Genomic DNA, 14,754 nt, shown 5'->3' with positions numbered 1-14,754 from the left:
ACGTACAAACAATAATTTCCCTAATTTGGATCAATAACCCACATCTAGCTGCGGCTTACCAGAAGGGCGCACCATTGGGCCCTGGAGCAAGCTGAAGATGTCGTGCGACGGTGGCGCCCACATCAGCGAAGCTCGCGCGCCGACCGATGGGGCCGGCGCTGGCGCCGTTGGCGACCAAAATCGGCACGCGCTCGCGCGTATGGTCGCTTCCCTTCCAGGTCGGATCGCAGCCGTGATCGGCGGTCAGCACCAGGAGGTCGTCATTGCGGAGCCGGCCCAATAGCTCGGGCAGGCGCGCGTCAAAGGCTTCGAGCGCGCGCGCATAGCCGGCGACATCGCGGCGATGACCGTAGAGCGTATCGAAGTCCACGAAGTTGGCGAACAGCAGGCCGCCGTCGCCGAGGACGTCGAGAGCATCGAGCGTTCGGGTGAACAGCGCATCGTTGTCGTCGCCCTTCAGATTCCGGCCCGTGCCGCGGTGCGCGAAGATGTCGTCGATCTTGCCGATCGACAGAACCGGCCGCCCGTCCGCGGTCGCGACATCGAGGATGGTCGCCTCCGGCGGTGGGACGGCGTAGTCGCGGCGATGCGCGGTGCGGCGGAATGTGGCGGCGGTGTCGCCGACAAAGGGGCGGGCGATGACACGTCCGATGTTGAAAGGATCGACCAGCATCCGCGCCGCCTCGCACAGGCGATAGAGCCGGTCGAGGCCGAAGGTCTCTTCGTGGGCCGCGATCTGGAACACCGAGTCCGCGGACGTGTAGCAGATCGGCTGTCCGGTCCGCATATGGGTCTCGCCCAGCTCGGCGATGATCTCGGTGCCGGAGGCGTGACGATCGCCGAGAATGCCGGGCAGGTCCGCCGTCGCGCAGAGCTGCCGAATGAGGTCCGGCGGAAAGGCGGGACTGCTCCTTGGAAAGTAGCCCCAGTCGAACAACACGGGCACGCCGGCGATCTCCCAATGTCCCGACGGTGTGTCCTTGCCGCGCGATCGCTCGCTGGCACAGCCGAACGCCGCACCCGCGCTCGCCGGGCCATCCAGGCCGGGCGGCCGCCGGCCAGTCGCGAGCTCGCACGCCTCGCCGAGGCCGAGCGCCACCAGATAGGGGAGACGCAGCGGTCCCTCGCGCCGGTCGGTGTCGGCGCGGCCGGCTGCACACGCCTCGGCGATATGGCCGACCGTGTCGGCGCCGGCATCGCCGTAATCGGCGGCATCGGGGGCGCCGCCGACGCCGACGGAATCCAACACCAGGATCAGGGCACGCATGGCAGCGGCTCCGGCAGGTCGGACCGAGCCGCCGCAGACCCTGTCCGCGCGCAATAGCGCAAGATCATGCTGGCGCAGAAGTCGGCGAACTCGTTGGCGTCGAGCGGCGGGCTGGTGTGGTGCGCGGCAAGGCCGCGATGCTCCGGCGTAAAGCAGAATGTGACGGTGACGTCGAACTCGGCCAGCGCCTCCATCTGGCGATCGAACCAGTCGAGCGCGTTGGGACGGAAGCTGTCGGCCCAGGACAGCCCGGTGCGAACGTGGCGGACGCCGAGCCGGCGCAACCACAGCACCGCATCATTCAGGCGATGGTCCTCGAAATGAAACCATTGGCACAGGCCCATGCCGTGGGCATGCTCCGGAAACAGCTCCGCCGCCAGCTTCGGCGCGCCATCCTCGCGCAGCAGACCCATGTGGAAGTGTCGATAGTAGGACGAGCCTTCGGCCTCCTTGTGCCGGGTCGTCGCCTCCCATGCCATCGGCAGATCGTACAGACTGTACCAGTGGATGCGCGGCGCGCGCCCGTTGAGCAGCTCGGCGGTGCGCTGCAAGCCCCAGGCCTGCACCTCGTCGGCGCCGAACGAGGACACCCCGACCTCGGTGACCCAGACCGGCACGGAGACGAGCGCCTGGATCTCGGCAAGCCTGGCCGGCCATTCGTCGATCTTCCAGAGATTCCAATCCAGCGGAAAGCCGTGCACTGCGACGGCGTCGACGTGATCCAGCACGCCGCGCGCCTTCATGTTGTTGATGAAGGCGGGATCGATCGGCGAGATGCCGCCGAGCACCCGCGGCAACGTCGTGTGCACCGAGCGAATTGCCTTGCCGGCCGCGATCGCGGTGTCCGCGAAGCGCGCCCAGTCGGGATCGAGCTGAAGGTCCCAATGCGACTTGTTGTTCGGCTCGTTCCAGATCTTGGCAGCCTCGATCATCGCACACCTCGCGCCGGATACACCGGGCCGTCCGGTTGGGAGCGCTGCGCCTTGCGGCACAGATAGACCTCGGCTTCGGGATGCGCGACGATCACGAAGCCGGCGCTGCGCAGCATGGCCTCGACGCAGGCACGGTTCGGCGCCCACCAGTTCGTGGGATCATCGGCGTAGCTGTGCTCGATGAAATGCATCCTGGGATAGCCCGGGCTGTCGAACGGACTGGTGGTCCAGAAATCATAGTTGCGGGCGATCTCGTCGACTTCCGGGGAGCCACGCTGCATCGACTGGAACAACAGTTGATCGCCGACGACATGATCGCGAATGAGGTCGAGCGCCAGAAGCGGATGGCGCAGGTGATAGAGCACGCCCATGAAGATCACGAGATCGAACGTCTCACCGAGCTGCCCGACATCGTAGGTCGAGAGCTTTCGAAACTCGATGTCGAGCCCGTTGACGTCGGCAGCAAAGCGCGCCTGTGCCAGATAGTCGTCATCCGTATCCAGGCCGAGCACGCGATCGGCGCCGCGCCGCTTCATCTCCATGGCGTAGAAGCCGGCGTTGCAGCCGATGTCGAGCACGGACTTTCCGGTGAGATCATCCGGGACGATGTCGGCGAAGCCTCGCCACTTCACGGCGGGATAATCGCCGAGGAAATGCGTCGGCGCAGTCGCGACGCCCTTGAGGTCGAGGTTGTGAAACCACGGGCCGAGTGCATCGACGCGGCGGCGGATCTCGTCCCGGGACAACAGGGCGCCGGTCATGCGCGTCCTCCCGGGAAAGGCGCGGCGACGCCAGCGCCGGCGGCCGCGCGCAACATGGGACGCGGCTCGTGGCCGTCCTGCGAGGCCGCGAGCAGCGCGATCGCGGTGCGGTAGCCGTTGATGGTGCCGACATCGACATAGGCCTCGCCGGCCTTGACGCCGACACAAGCGCCTCCGGCGGCGAGATAGCCGTTCACCAGCGTGCCGAAGTATTCATCGCTGCGGCCACGGGCCTCCCACAGGATGTTGAGGTCATGGAAGCCTCGCGCCGACATGCGAAATGCGCCCCAGATCCAGTTCGAGGTTGCGTCGCGCTGCTTGACCTGGATTTCTTTGACGGCGTCGCCGTCCAGCACGACTGCGTCGAAGAATTCGGGATGTTCGACGGGAAACAGCAGAAACGACAGATCGGCAGCGGGCAGCCGGGCGAGCCCCGCCTTCGGAAACCACACGGTATCCGGCAGGCCGACCAGCACGTCCTGGTGGTCGCCGATCACGGTCGAGGCGCGGAAGACGGCGTCGCACAGGCCAGCGGCCTCGGGCTGGACGACATAAGCAAGGCGAGCGCCGCCGTAGCGATCGCCGAAATATTCGAGGATGTCCGATTTTCCCGGCGAGATGACGAAGCAGATCCTGTCGGCGCCGCCGAGGATCAGCCGCTCGACGAGATATTCCGACACGGCGCATGGCCGCTCGACGCCACCGTCGCTGCGGCTGCCGACCGGGAGCAGCTCCTTGGAGAACGCCAGCGGTTGAATGCGGCTCCCGCGGCCGGCGGCTGGCACGATGCCCCACATGTCAGGCCTCCTGTGTCGTCAGCGTCGGTGCGCGCCGGATCGCCCGTTCGAACAGACCGATCATCTCGTTCGCACGCGTCTGCGAGCTGTGTTCGTCGAGCGCGCGCTGTCGGGCGCGGGCCGCAATGCGCGCCAGTTCGCCGTCGTCGCGCGCGAATGCCGCAAGCGTATCCTCGGAGCGAGTGGCCAGGATGATCTCCTGATCGGGCGCGAAGAAATCCGCGATCCCGTCCCAGGTGTCACTGAGCAGGGGCACGCCGCAGGCGGCTGCCTCGAACAGCCGTCCCGAGGGACACCAGCCCATTTCGGCCATCGCGCGGCGCGTGACGTTCAGGGTCAGTCGCGACGAGGCGAAGAAGGCGGCATGCTCTGCCGGCGGCAGATGGCGCACGAAGTAGATGTTCGACGACCAGGGAAAATCCCGCGGATATTGCGCGCCGCCGATCAGGAAGCGCAGGTCGTCACGGCCGCGCGCCGGCTCGACGAACAAGTCTTGGAGCGCGGCCTGGCGATCGGCCGAATAGGTCCCGAGATATGACAGCGCGGCCCGATATTGCGGCTGCGGCGCGACCGGCCGATGCACGTCGGGATCGACATGGCCGTAAAGCGGCGCGATCATGCGCGCCCCGAGCTGATTGCGGTATTCGTCGAACAGGCGCGGCCCGCCGGTGAAACTGAGTACGAGGTCGAAATCGACGAGCCCGCGCGGGCCGATGTAGGAAAGTGGCTCGCCGCTTCGCAGCCGCTCCAGCGTGACCGGCGTATCGAGGTCGTAGAACACCTTCAATCCGCAGCGGCTGTCGAGGATCAACGTCGTGGCGTCATGGCCATCGGGACAATAGGACGTCAGGATGGCGGCATCCGCGTCGGCCAGGGCCGCTTTGGCCTGCCTCGCGACATCCTGCCAGCCACGGTAGAGAATTAGATGACCGCCTGCGAGCTCGGCCATGTCGCGGTTGTCGGCGTAATAGGGCGCGTCGCGCTCGAAGAACACGACGCTATGGCCAGCACGGATGAGGTTCTTGCACAGCCCACGCCACAGCGTGGCATGGCCATTGCCCCAGGACGACGAGATGGTCAGCCCGAAAATGACGATCTTCACGCCGGCACCTTCATGTTGGCCTGGATCAGCTTCAAGCCGGCGGAATCCGCGACCAGCGTGCTGATGCTGGCTGGCGCGACATCGACCGAAGCGAACTCATCGAGGGCGATCCTCGCGACCTGCATGATGGCGGCCCGGATCGGCTCGGCATGGCTGACGAGCACGATGCTGGCGCTGCCATGGGTTCGGCAGAGTTGGGCGACGTGTGACATCATCCGCTGCTGCACCGCGGCCATGCTCTCGCCATGGGGCGGCGCGGACGAGGCACGTTTGGCGTTCCACTGCCGCCACGCCGGATCGGCATCGAGCTCGGCGAAGCTGCGGCCAGTCCAGTCGCCGGCATCCAGCTCGTCCAAGGCCGGCGCGATCTCGACTGGTAGCTCGTACTGGCGCGCGATGATGTCGGCCGTTTGCAGCGCCCGCTGTCGCGGGCTCGACTGGATCAGCGTCGGAATGGGATCGATCAGCCGGGCGCAGATTTCGGCCTCGCGGCGTCCCTCGTCATCGAGCGCGACGCCGGCCATGCGGCCGCAGAGGGTGCGGCCGAGCAGGGGATGATGCCCGTGCCGGATCAGGTGGATCGTGATGGTCATCATCAAGGCCTTCAGCCGGCGTCGTCGAGCGGCACGTCGTCGATGAAGGCGCGCGTTCTGCGTCGGGCCTCCTCGTCGGTGAACTGCCGGGGCGGCGATTTCATGAAATAGCTGGACGGCCCGGTCAGGGCCCCCCCGACGCCGCGGTCCATGGCCAGCTTGGCGCAGCGCACGGCGTCGATCACCACGCCTGCGGAGTTCGGCGAATCCCACACCTCGAGCTTCAGCTCGGCGCTCAATGGTACGCCGCCGAAGGTCGTGCCCTCGAGGCGAATGTAGGCGAGCTTGCGGTCGGTGAGCCACGGCACGTGGTCGCTCGGGCCGACGTGCACGTCGTCGACGGGCAGCGGCACGTCGAACTGGCTGGTCACCGCCTGGGTCTTGGAGATCTTCTTGGAGCTCAGCCGCTCACGTTCCAGCATGTTCTTGAAGTCGGTGTTACCGCCGACGTTGAGCTGATAGGTGCGGTCGAGCCGGACGCCGCGCTCGCGGAACAGGTTGGCCAGCATGCGGTGAATGATGGTGGCTCCGACCTGGCTCTTGATGTCGTCGCCGACGATCGGCAGACCCGCGTCCTCGAAGCGTTTGCGCCAGGACGTATCGGATGCGATGAAGACCGGGATGCAATTGACGAAGCCGCAGCCGGCCTCGATGGCGCGGGCGGCATAGTACTCCGTTGCTTTCTGCGCGCCGACGGGCAGATAGGAGACGACGATGTCCGTGCGCGACCGCTTCAGGACATCGGTCACGTCTGCTTCCGGTCCCGGTGCCAGCGGCACGTCGTCCTCGAGATATCTTCCGATGCCGTCGAGCGCCGGCCCGCGCGCGACGATGACCCCGGTTTCCTCAACCGGCGCGAATCGGAAAGTGTTGTTCGGCCGGGTCCAGATCGCGTCGGCGACATCGCGACCGACCTTGTCGGCATGTACGTCGAAGGCGGAGGCGATCTCGACGTCGCCGATGTGATAGCCGCCGATGTCCGCGTTCATCAGCCCGGGGACGGGCTCGTTGGACTTCGCATCGCGATAGTAGCTGAGGCCCTGGATGAAGGAGCTGGCGCAGTTGCCGACGCCGACGACTCCGACACGAACACGATGTCGGTCTTGAAGACGGGAGTGCATCGAGTGTCGTCCTCCGGATTTGGCCACGCGACATGAGCGAAACCTAAGTACGTCGGCGAACGTGCCCGGGATATGTTCGTTCCTGTTGGAGCACCCGGCGACGCTGCGGCCCCGGTCGTTTTCGCCTGAAAAGGCGGGAAAGGCTGATCTAGATTAGATTCCGTGCACGGGGGGCAGGAACGACCTTCTTCAATGATGAAGAACAAGAAGCCTGGCAGCACACCTGTCCCGGCCCGTTTTACGAACGAATCGGGTGCTCTCGCGTTTGATCGCAGCAGCGAGGCACGATCCGTCTCGTCCGTCTTGTGAGGAGGTCCGCGATGAGCGAGAGCGCAACCACCACCGATCACGGCAAGATCCGCAAATGGGCCGAAGAGCGCGACGGTCGTCCGTCCACCGTCGCGTCGACGGAGCAGGAGGGGCACGCAGGCATCCTGCGCATCGACTTCGGGCCGAAGGAGAAGTCTCTGGACGAGATCGATTGGGACGAGTTCTTCCGCAAGTTCGACGAGGCCGAACTCGCGTTCCTGTATCAGGACCGCACCAAGGACGGGAAGATCAGCCGCTTCCACAAATTCGTCCGCCGCGACGCGTGAGCGGAGAGGGCGGCCAAAGCAGCGAGCAAACCGACTGGGTCGCCGCGATGCGCGCGCAGGATTTCGCGCGCGCCTGGACGATCGCCGACCGCGACCTGTTGACGGTACGGTCGACCGGCCCCGCGAAACATGAGGGCCCGCGTCACTTGCAGAAGATCTGGCGTGGCGAGGACCTGGGCGGCAGGGTCGTGCTGGTGCGCTGCTATCATGGGCTCGGCGACACGATCCAGTTTGCCCGGTTCCTGCCGGCGCTTGCCCGCGTCGCCCGCGACGTGATCGTGTGGTGCCAGCCGGCGCTGTGCGGCCTGATCGCGCGGGTGCCGGGCGTCCGGCATGTGCTTCCTTTGCATGACGGTACCCCGGATGTGGCCTTCGAGGTGGATATCGAGATCATGGAGCTCGCGCATGCGCTGCGGGTTGATGGCGAAGATGCCGGCATGAGAGCGTCTTATCTCGCGCCCGCAGGGCCGCCGGTGGCGCTGCCTGCGCATGACGGCCTCGCGGTCGGATTGGTGTGGCGCGTCGGAAACTGGGACAAGCGGCGGGAGCTGCCCGCCGACCTCGTTCGAACGCTGCTGATCCCGCGCATCGCTGCATTCTCGCTGCAAGCCGACCTCGGCGCGGCGGAGGTCGCCGAAATCGGTGCCCGAGACATCAGCTCGGCGGACATCGATGTGCTTGCGAACACGCTGATCGCTCTCGATCTCGTCATCACCGTCGATACGATGGTGGGGCATCTGGCCGGTGCGCTCGGTTGCGAAACCTGGATCATGTTGCACGCAGACCCCGACTGGCGTTGGCCCGCGGCCGGAATGCGAACCTATTGGTATCCGCGAACACGGTTGTTTCACCAGCAGTCGCCGGGAGACTGGACTGGTGTCGTCGCCCAGGTGAGGCAAGCCCTGTGCGACCGGGTCGCCGCGATCAGCTCGCCGCGTCCAGGCCCAGTGTAGGCTCCGGGCCCAGCGGCCCCGCCGTGGCAGGGTCAAGTGCTGGCGGTTGGCGCAGCATCAGATAATCCGGCCGAAAGCCAGCCAGTCGCGTCAGCCCCTTCCAATCCGTGACCGTGATCGTCCGCGAATGCCAATGCAGCAGGGCCCGGCGGCGGAGGTCCTGGATGGTCCGGTTGGCATGCACAGGGGATATGCCGCAGATCGCCGCGAGATCCGATTGGGTGAACGGCGACGGGAAACGCAACTCGTGCCCGAGCCCGACGGCCCGCAGCCGCACGGTGATCTCGCAGATCAGGTGCGCCACGCGGCTCAGCGAGTCCCGGCTCCCCAGATTGGTCAGCCAGGTTCGTAGCGCCGCCGCGTCGGCCAGCATCAGCAGCGAGAGCGCCGTTGCCAGCCGTTCGGAGTGAGCGCGCACGTCGCGAAAGAAGGCATGCGGCACGAAGGCCGCGACGGCCGGAGTCAGAGCGCAGAGGTGTCCCGCGACTTGCGGGACGATGGTCGTGTACAGATCCGGCACATCCCCCGGAACGTAGATTGCGGTGATCTGGCCAGCGCCCGCATCGACATCCTTCCAGCAGAGATAGCCCTGCAGCAGCAAGCAGCAGGTCGGAGGCTCCTCGCTTTTGCGCCAGACCTCCTCATGCGGGGCGAAGCTTCGTATCGTGCTTGGCATTCGCCTGAGGAGCTCGAGATCATCGATCGACAATTCCGTCAGACTCCTCAGGCGGTCAACCAGCTTCGTAAACGCAAAACCTGCCTGCATCCGCTCTCGTCCTCATGGGCCATCCGTCGCCGGCGAGCCCGGTCTCCTTCTGCAATCAACTCAAGATCGGCACAGCGAATCGTTCCTATGGTTCCAGATGCGGGTGTCCGTGCGTGTTCCCCGCGCGGAAACGATCGCGCTCGCGCCTCCGTTTGCGCTCGCGTCAACGGCCGCGGTGATCGTCTCGGTGCAGGCGGCCTCGACCGCCGGCAGGCCATCGGTCAGCACAGTGCTGGACCGCCTGACCCACCATTGCGACATCGTCGAAACCGATCCGGGGGCAATTTCGAGCGCCGGTTGACGTTCCGCCCGTCGGCAGCGACATGGCCGACGAGTTGACGCCACGCGAACAGTCATCCTACACAGAATGCGAGAGGCGGTTGTCTCCGATGCCGATCAGCGGTGTCGGGAGACGGTCAATCGGGGCGTGGTGCAGTCGTCAGATGGGATCATCAGAAAGGCAGCTCGAAAGCTGGCGTGTCGGCGTGCTGTTTTCGCAGACCGGCGTGACCTCGGGGATCGAACGGACACAACTGAACGCGACCCTGCTTGCGATCGCCGAGATCAACGCCGCCGGAGGCATCCTCGGGCGTCCGGTGGAGCCCATCATCTACGATCCCGGTTCCGAGCCGAAGAAGTTTCGCTCGTTTGCCGAGCGCCTGTTCCAGGTCGACCGCATCCGCCTGCTGTTCGGCTGCTACATGTCGAGCACGCGCAAGGCGGTTCTGCCGTCGGTCGAAGGCCATCGCGGCCTGCTGTTCTATCCCACCCTGTATGAGGGCTTCGAGTACTCCCGTAATTGCATCTATACCGGGGCCGCGCCGAACCAGAATTCGCTGCAGCTCGCGCGCTTCCTGCTATCGACTTACGGCAACCGCTTCCTGTTCGTCGGCTCCAACTACGTCTTTCCCTACGAGTCGAACCGGCTGATGGCGGATTTCGTGGTGCAGGGCAAAGGCAAGGTGCTGGACGAGATCTACGTGCCGTTGCATGCGCAGGCCAAGGATTTCGACAAGGTCATCGCCCGCGTCAAGAAAACGTCGCCGGACGTGATCTTTTCGACCGTGGTCGGCAGCGGGACCGCGGAATTCTATCGCGCCTATCGCGCGGCGGGGTTCGATCCGACGAAAATGCCGATTGCAAGCCTCAGCACCAGCGAAGCGGAAGTTGCCGACATGGGGGCGGACGTCGCGGAAGGCCACATTACCGCGGCACCGTTCTTCGAGACATTGTCCTCGCAGGCGGCGCGGCGCTTCGTTGCGAGCTTCAAGGCGCAATATGGCGATGATGCGCCGGTGACGGCTTGCGCGGAAGCGGCCTATTTCCAGGTGCATCTGGCGATGCGGGCGGTCGCCAAATGCGGCTCGGACGATCCGGAGCAGGTGCTCGGCAACATGCGGGATTTCGAGTTCGATGCGCCGCAGGGACGCGTTCGGGTCGATCCCGAGAACAACCACACCTATCTGTGGCCGCGGATCGCGCGCGTCGATGGTCAGGGCCGTTTTCAGATCGTCTGGAATCCCGGCGTGCGCGTCAAGCCTGATCCCTATTGCGTGGTGCAGAGCCTCGACGACTGGTCGGTCGACGAGCAGCAGCTCATTCGGTCCTGATGGTCCAGCGGTAGCGTGGCGGAGAATCGGGCGTGGCGATCCAAATTCTTCGTGATCTGCGCGGCCTGCGGGTCCATGTCGTGCACCCGCCGGACAGCGAGCGGACCAAGCTCGTCGAGCATCTGCGCCGCATTGGTTGCATGGTCGAGATCCAGTGGCCGGTGCCGGATGGATGGGCGGATGGCGCCGACGTCGTCTTGCTCGCGATCGAGCACGACATGCGGTTGGAGATCCAGCGGCTGCTCAAATCGGATGCAAACCATCGGCCGACCCTCATCGCCGTCGTCTCCTATGAGGATCCATCCACCTTGCAACTGGTACTTGAGGCCGGTGCGGTCGCCGTCATCGAGCGGCCGATCCGGCCGTTCGGATTGCTCACGAATCTGACGATTGCGCGCAGCCTGTGGTTGGAGCGGCGCGAAGCCGAAAAGCGCGTCCGGAAGCTGGAGCGCAAGCTTGCCGGCATCCAGCGGATCCAGAAAGCCAAGGCGATCCTGATGGATGGCCAGGGATTGAGCGAGGCTGATGCCTATGAGAGCATCCGCAAGCAGGCGATGTCCAAGCGGCTGTCGATGGACGACATGGCTGCGGCAATCATTCATGCAAACGAGCTCTTGCAATACCGCGCGAAGAATGATTAGCTTTTGTTAGTTGAGGGGAGTTGATCCATCTCAGCGCCGCCGGACCATCAAGGATGCTGGTCTGGCATCGGCTAGGTAGCCCGAAGAACCCGTGAAGGGTTCGTCGGGCTTTTTTGTTTTTGGGCTCGAGTTTGACCGCCGGCGCTCCGCGCGTCGTCGGAGCTCGAACCGCTCTGGGCGAATTTTGGCAGCAAGCAACGTGCTTCGGCGCGAACGAGGACGTGTGCCTGGACAACGGGGAGTGTGCGGTATGGCAGTCGATCGACGCAAATTCTTGAAGAGCGGCGCCCTGGCGGGCGGCGCACTGATTACCTCGCCATGGGTGTTCTCGACTGGCGCCAAGGCGGCCGGCGAGATCAAGGTAGGCGTGCTATTCTCGCTGACGGGCGGTCTATCCATCGTGGAGAAGTCGCTGCACGACGCCACGATGATGGCGATCAGCGAGATCAACGCCGCCGGCGGCGTCAAGGGCATGAAGATCTCAGCGATCGCTGAGGACGGCGCCTCCGATCCCAAGACCTACAATGAGAAGGCCTCCAAGCTCGTCATCCAGGACAAGGTCCCGACCGTGTTCGGCTCCTACACCTCGGCGAGCCGCAAGGCCGTGCTCCCGGTGTTCGAGAAGCGCAACAATCTGTATTTCTATCCGACCTATTATGAAGGCTTCGAGTGTTCGAAGAACGTCGTCTACACCGGCGCCGTTCCGAACCAGCAGCTGTCCAACTTCATCCCCTGGATCATCAAGACGCTCGGCAAGAAGAAGTTCTTCATCGTCGGATCGAACTACATTTATCCGCGCGAGATGGCCAAGGTCTCCAAGATCCTGATCGAGAAGAACGGCGGCGAGTGGATCGCCGACGAATATCTCGAGCTCGGCCATTCCGAGTGGGGCTCGATGGTCAACAAGATCAAGAGCTCGGGCTGCGACGTCGTGCTGTCCAACGTGGTCGGCGACTCCGTCATCGCGTTCTATCGCGAGTACAAGAACCAGGGCCTGACCCACGACAAGCTGCCGATCTGCGCCACGGTGACCTCGGAGATCGAGATCGCGGCCATGGGCGCCGAATATGCGGTCGGCTCCTTCACCTCGTTCCCGTACTTCCAGGCGATCGACACCGACCGCAACAAGGCGTTCATCGAGCGCTACCGCAAGTTCGTCAAGGACCCCAAGGCGGTGACCCATCACGCGCTGGAATCGTCCTACTTCCAGGTGTTCCTGTGGAAGCAGGCGGTCGAGAAGGCCGCCGAGATCACGCCGGTGGCGATCCGCGAGGCGGTGAAGGGCCAGGAGTTCGACGCGCCCAACGGCCACGTCAAGATCGAGGCCGAGAACCTGCATACCTATTTGACGCCGCGCATCGCGCAGTGGCTTCCGGACGGGCAGGGCAAGATCATCGATGCCTACAAGGAGCCGGTCATGCCGCTTCCCTACGTCGCCTATGGCGAGACCCCGACGAACCTTTTCTGTACTGGGAAAGGTCTCGACGCGGCCAAGCTGAAAACCTGACGTCGTAAGGAAACCTCATCCACCGCGCGCCTCCCTCGCGCGGTGGATGGCGGGAGACATGTCATGCTCGAGGTATTGTTCATCGGTCTCAGCCTGGGATCGATCCTGCTCCTGGTCGCGCTCGGCCTCGCCATCACCTATGGTGCGATGGGCGTCATCAACATGGCCCATGGCGAGATGGTCATGGTCGGCGCCTATGTGACCGTGCTCTCCGGCCTGTGGCTGGGCACCAACATCTTCGTCGCCATCCCGCTCGCGTTCATCGTCACCGCGCTGCTCGGCCTGCTCATCGAGCGTGTGGTGGTCCGCAAGCTCTATGGCCGGCTGCTCGACACGCTGCTCGCGACCTGGGGCATCGCCATCCTGATCCAGCAGGCCGTGCGGCTCGAATTCGGGCTGTCATTTTTCGGCATCCACATCCAGGGCCTCGGCCCCGGGCTGCAGAATGTCAGCGTGCCCGACATCCTGCAGGGCACGTTCCATGTCTTCGGCTCCGACATCAACCGCTATCGGACCTTCATCATCCTGGTCACGGCCGTTCTCGCCATCGCCACCTGGTTCGTGATCTACCGCACCGTGGCCGGCACGCAGGTCCGTGCCATCATCCGCAATCCGAAAATGGCGGCCGCCTGCGGCATCGACGTCACCCGCGTCAACGCGCTGACCTTCGCCTTCGGATCGGGCCTTGCCGGCGTCGCCGGCGTGATGATGTCCGGCTTCAAGACGGTGTTTCCCGACATGGGCACCTCGATGGTGGTCGACGGCTTCCTTGTCGTCGTCATGGGCGGCGTCGGCAGCCTGCTCGGATCGGTGCTGTCCGCCGGCATTCTCGGCGAGATCAACGGGCTCGTTGCGGCCGCGACCAACGACATCCTCGCCCGCGCCGTCGTGTTCGGCGTCGTCATCGCCATCATCGTGCTCAAGCCGAAGGGCCTGTTCGCCCTCAAGGGGCGCTGACATGCTGTCGAAGCGCCGTATCGACTGGGCGATCTACGCGATCTTCATCGTCGCGATCATGCTCGTGCCGCTCGTCATGGATTCGTTCTGGCTCAACCGCCTGGCGAAGTATCTCGTGTTCGGCATGCTCGGCATCGCCGTGGCGCTGTCCTGGGGCTACGCGGGCATTCTCAACCTCGGGCAGGGGCTGTTCTTCGGCGCCGGCGCCTACATGCTGGCGATGTCGCTGAAGCTCGCGAGCACCACCAGCCTGCAGCAGGGCTCCGACAGGCCGGTGCCGGACTTCATGCTTTGGAACGCCGAGCCCGGCGCCAAGACCGAGCTGTGCTGCATCAACAAGGCCTCGTTCCTCTGGCTACCGTTCCAGAGCCAATGGTTCGGTGTCGCCATGGGCCTGATCCTGCCCGTCGTGATCGCTTTCGTGCTCGGCTCGATCGTGTTCCGCAAGCGCATCGCCGGCGTGTTCGTCTCCATCATCACGCTGGCGCTGGTGCTGCTGGTGCGGCTGGTCATGATCGACGCCCAGCCGGTCACCAACGGCTTCAATGGCCTTACCGACCTCGGCTGGTTCAAGCTCGGCGAGTTCGAGTTCGATCCTTATGTCGTGCCGACCTATTATCTGATCGCGATCTCGCTCAGCGTCGTGCTGGTGCTGGCACGCCTCCTGGTCGAGACAAGGGCAGGGGTCATCCTGCAGGCGATCCGTGACGACCAGAACCGCGCCCGCTATCTCGGCTTCGACGTGCCGGCCTACCAGATCTTCTTCTTCGCAGTGTCGGCGCTGATCGCAGGCTTTGCCGGCATGCTCTATGTGATCGTGTCGGAATTCGCCTCGCCGACCTTCATGGATCTGAGCTTCTCGATCACCATGGTGGTGTGGGCCGCAGTCGGCGGCCGCGCCTCGATCCTCGGCGCCTGCATCGGCGCGATCCTGATCAACATGATCTCGGCGACGGTCAGCGAGACCGAGGGCTTTGCCGAAGCGTGGAAGGCGATCATCGGCCTGATCTTCGTCCTGGTCGTGCTCTACATGCCACGCGGCATCGCGGGACTCGCCCATGACCTGATCGACCGCTTCATTGCGCGGAAGCCGTCGACCCCGGCGCCGGCCCTGCGCGTCAACGATCCATCCTCGCAGCCGGCGGAGTAGC

Annotated in this window: 16 protein-coding genes; 8 read left to right on the top strand and 8 right to left on the bottom strand. The window is 64.8% G+C overall.

Annotated elements, in window-relative coordinates:
- Positions 1–55 precede the first annotated feature (55 nt).
- The 7 genes from ACQR1L_RS04690 to ACQR1L_RS04660 are packed head-to-tail and all read right to left on the bottom strand — an operon-like array spanning position 56 to position 6,573.
- Positions 56–1,267, bottom strand: a complete 1,212-nt coding sequence (locus ACQR1L_RS04690) for a phosphopentomutase (RefSeq protein ID WP_434856763.1) — start codon at positions 1,265–1,267, stop codon at positions 56–58.
- Positions 1,255–2,199, bottom strand: coding sequence for a beta-xylosidase (locus tag ACQR1L_RS04685; RefSeq protein ID WP_434856762.1), 945 nt, complete (start codon positions 2,197–2,199; stop codon positions 1,255–1,257). Before ACQR1L_RS04685 ends, ACQR1L_RS04690 begins: the two co-directional genes overlap by 13 nt.
- Complete coding sequence (locus ACQR1L_RS04680) at positions 2,196–2,960, bottom strand: TIGR04290 family methyltransferase (protein ID WP_434856761.1); 765 nt, start codon at positions 2,958–2,960, stop codon at positions 2,196–2,198. Before ACQR1L_RS04680 ends, ACQR1L_RS04685 begins: the two co-directional genes overlap by 4 nt.
- Positions 2,957–3,757, bottom strand: coding sequence for a nucleotidyltransferase family protein (locus ACQR1L_RS04675; RefSeq protein WP_434856760.1), 801 nt, complete (start codon positions 3,755–3,757; stop codon positions 2,957–2,959). Before ACQR1L_RS04675 ends, ACQR1L_RS04680 begins: the two co-directional genes overlap by 4 nt.
- Before the next feature lies 1 nt (position 3,758).
- A complete protein-coding gene (locus tag ACQR1L_RS04670; protein WP_434856759.1) occupies positions 3,759–4,859 on the bottom strand; it encodes a CgeB family protein in 1,101 nt (366 codons plus the stop codon).
- Positions 4,856–5,452 (bottom strand): histidine phosphatase family protein, encoded by a 597-nt coding sequence (locus ACQR1L_RS04665; RefSeq protein ID WP_434857239.1) that lies wholly within the window; start codon positions 5,450–5,452, stop codon positions 4,856–4,858. Before ACQR1L_RS04665 ends, ACQR1L_RS04670 begins: the two co-directional genes overlap by 4 nt.
- 11 nt (positions 5,453–5,463) lie before the next feature.
- Positions 5,464–6,573 carry an inositol-3-phosphate synthase gene (locus ACQR1L_RS04660; RefSeq protein ID WP_434856758.1) on the bottom strand — a complete coding sequence of 370 codons (1,110 nt, stop codon included), beginning with the start codon at positions 6,571–6,573 and terminating at the stop codon, positions 5,464–5,466.
- A 320-nt stretch (positions 6,574–6,893) separates the two neighbouring features.
- Here ACQR1L_RS04660 and ACQR1L_RS04655 point away from each other — a divergent pair, with 320 nt between their 5' ends.
- Positions 6,894–7,169, top strand: coding sequence for a hypothetical protein (locus ACQR1L_RS04655; protein ID WP_434856757.1), 276 nt, complete (start codon positions 6,894–6,896; stop codon positions 7,167–7,169).
- Between the two features lie 47 nt (positions 7,170–7,216).
- The gene (locus ACQR1L_RS04650; protein ID WP_434856756.1) at positions 7,217–8,122 is read left to right on the top strand and encodes a hypothetical protein; all 906 of its coding nucleotides are present in this window, start codon (positions 7,217–7,219) and stop codon (positions 8,120–8,122) included.
- On the opposite strand, the gene ACQR1L_RS04645 is transcribed toward ACQR1L_RS04650, so the two are convergent.
- Positions 8,094–8,888, bottom strand: coding sequence for a Crp/Fnr family transcriptional regulator (locus ACQR1L_RS04645; RefSeq protein ID WP_434856755.1), 795 nt, complete (start codon positions 8,886–8,888; stop codon positions 8,094–8,096). The two genes, ACQR1L_RS04650 and ACQR1L_RS04645, sit on opposite strands and share 29 nt — an antisense overlap.
- Positions 8,889–8,985: 97 nt before the next feature.
- Between ACQR1L_RS04645 and ACQR1L_RS04640 the strand changes: the two genes are divergently transcribed.
- From ACQR1L_RS04640 to urtC, 6 genes are all read left to right on the top strand, one after another.
- Positions 8,986–9,189 (top strand): hypothetical protein, encoded by a 204-nt coding sequence (locus tag ACQR1L_RS04640; protein ID WP_434856754.1) that lies wholly within the window; start codon positions 8,986–8,988, stop codon positions 9,187–9,189.
- Positions 9,190–9,331: 142 nt separating this feature from the next.
- Positions 9,332–10,498, top strand: coding sequence for a transporter substrate-binding domain-containing protein (locus ACQR1L_RS04635; RefSeq protein WP_434856753.1), 1,167 nt, complete (start codon positions 9,332–9,334; stop codon positions 10,496–10,498).
- A gap of 32 nt (positions 10,499–10,530) precedes the next feature.
- On the top strand, positions 10,531–11,139 hold the full coding sequence (locus ACQR1L_RS04630) for an ANTAR domain-containing response regulator (protein WP_434856752.1): 609 nt from the start codon (positions 10,531–10,533) through the stop codon (positions 11,137–11,139).
- A gap of 250 nt (positions 11,140–11,389) precedes the next feature.
- Positions 11,390–12,646 (top strand): transporter substrate-binding protein, encoded by a 1,257-nt coding sequence (locus ACQR1L_RS04625; protein ID WP_434856751.1) that lies wholly within the window; start codon positions 11,390–11,392, stop codon positions 12,644–12,646.
- Positions 12,647–12,709: 63 nt separating this feature from the next.
- Positions 12,710–13,603 (top strand): urea ABC transporter permease subunit UrtB, encoded by an 894-nt coding sequence (gene urtB / locus ACQR1L_RS04620; protein ID WP_434856750.1) that lies wholly within the window; start codon positions 12,710–12,712, stop codon positions 13,601–13,603.
- 1 nt (position 13,604) lies between these two features.
- Positions 13,605–14,753: an urea ABC transporter permease subunit UrtC gene (gene urtC / locus ACQR1L_RS04615; protein ID WP_434856749.1), complete on the top strand. Its 1,149-nt coding sequence runs from the start codon at positions 13,605–13,607 to the stop codon at positions 14,751–14,753.
- The last annotated feature ends 1 nt before the right edge of the window (position 14,754 follow it).

The organism is Bradyrhizobium sp. HKCCYLR20261 (assembly GCF_051168435.1).
Lineage (GTDB): Bacteria > Pseudomonadota > Alphaproteobacteria > Rhizobiales > Xanthobacteraceae > Bradyrhizobium.
The sequence above is the reverse complement of the archived record's forward strand: the minus strand, read 5'-3'. Positions and strand labels throughout refer to the sequence as shown.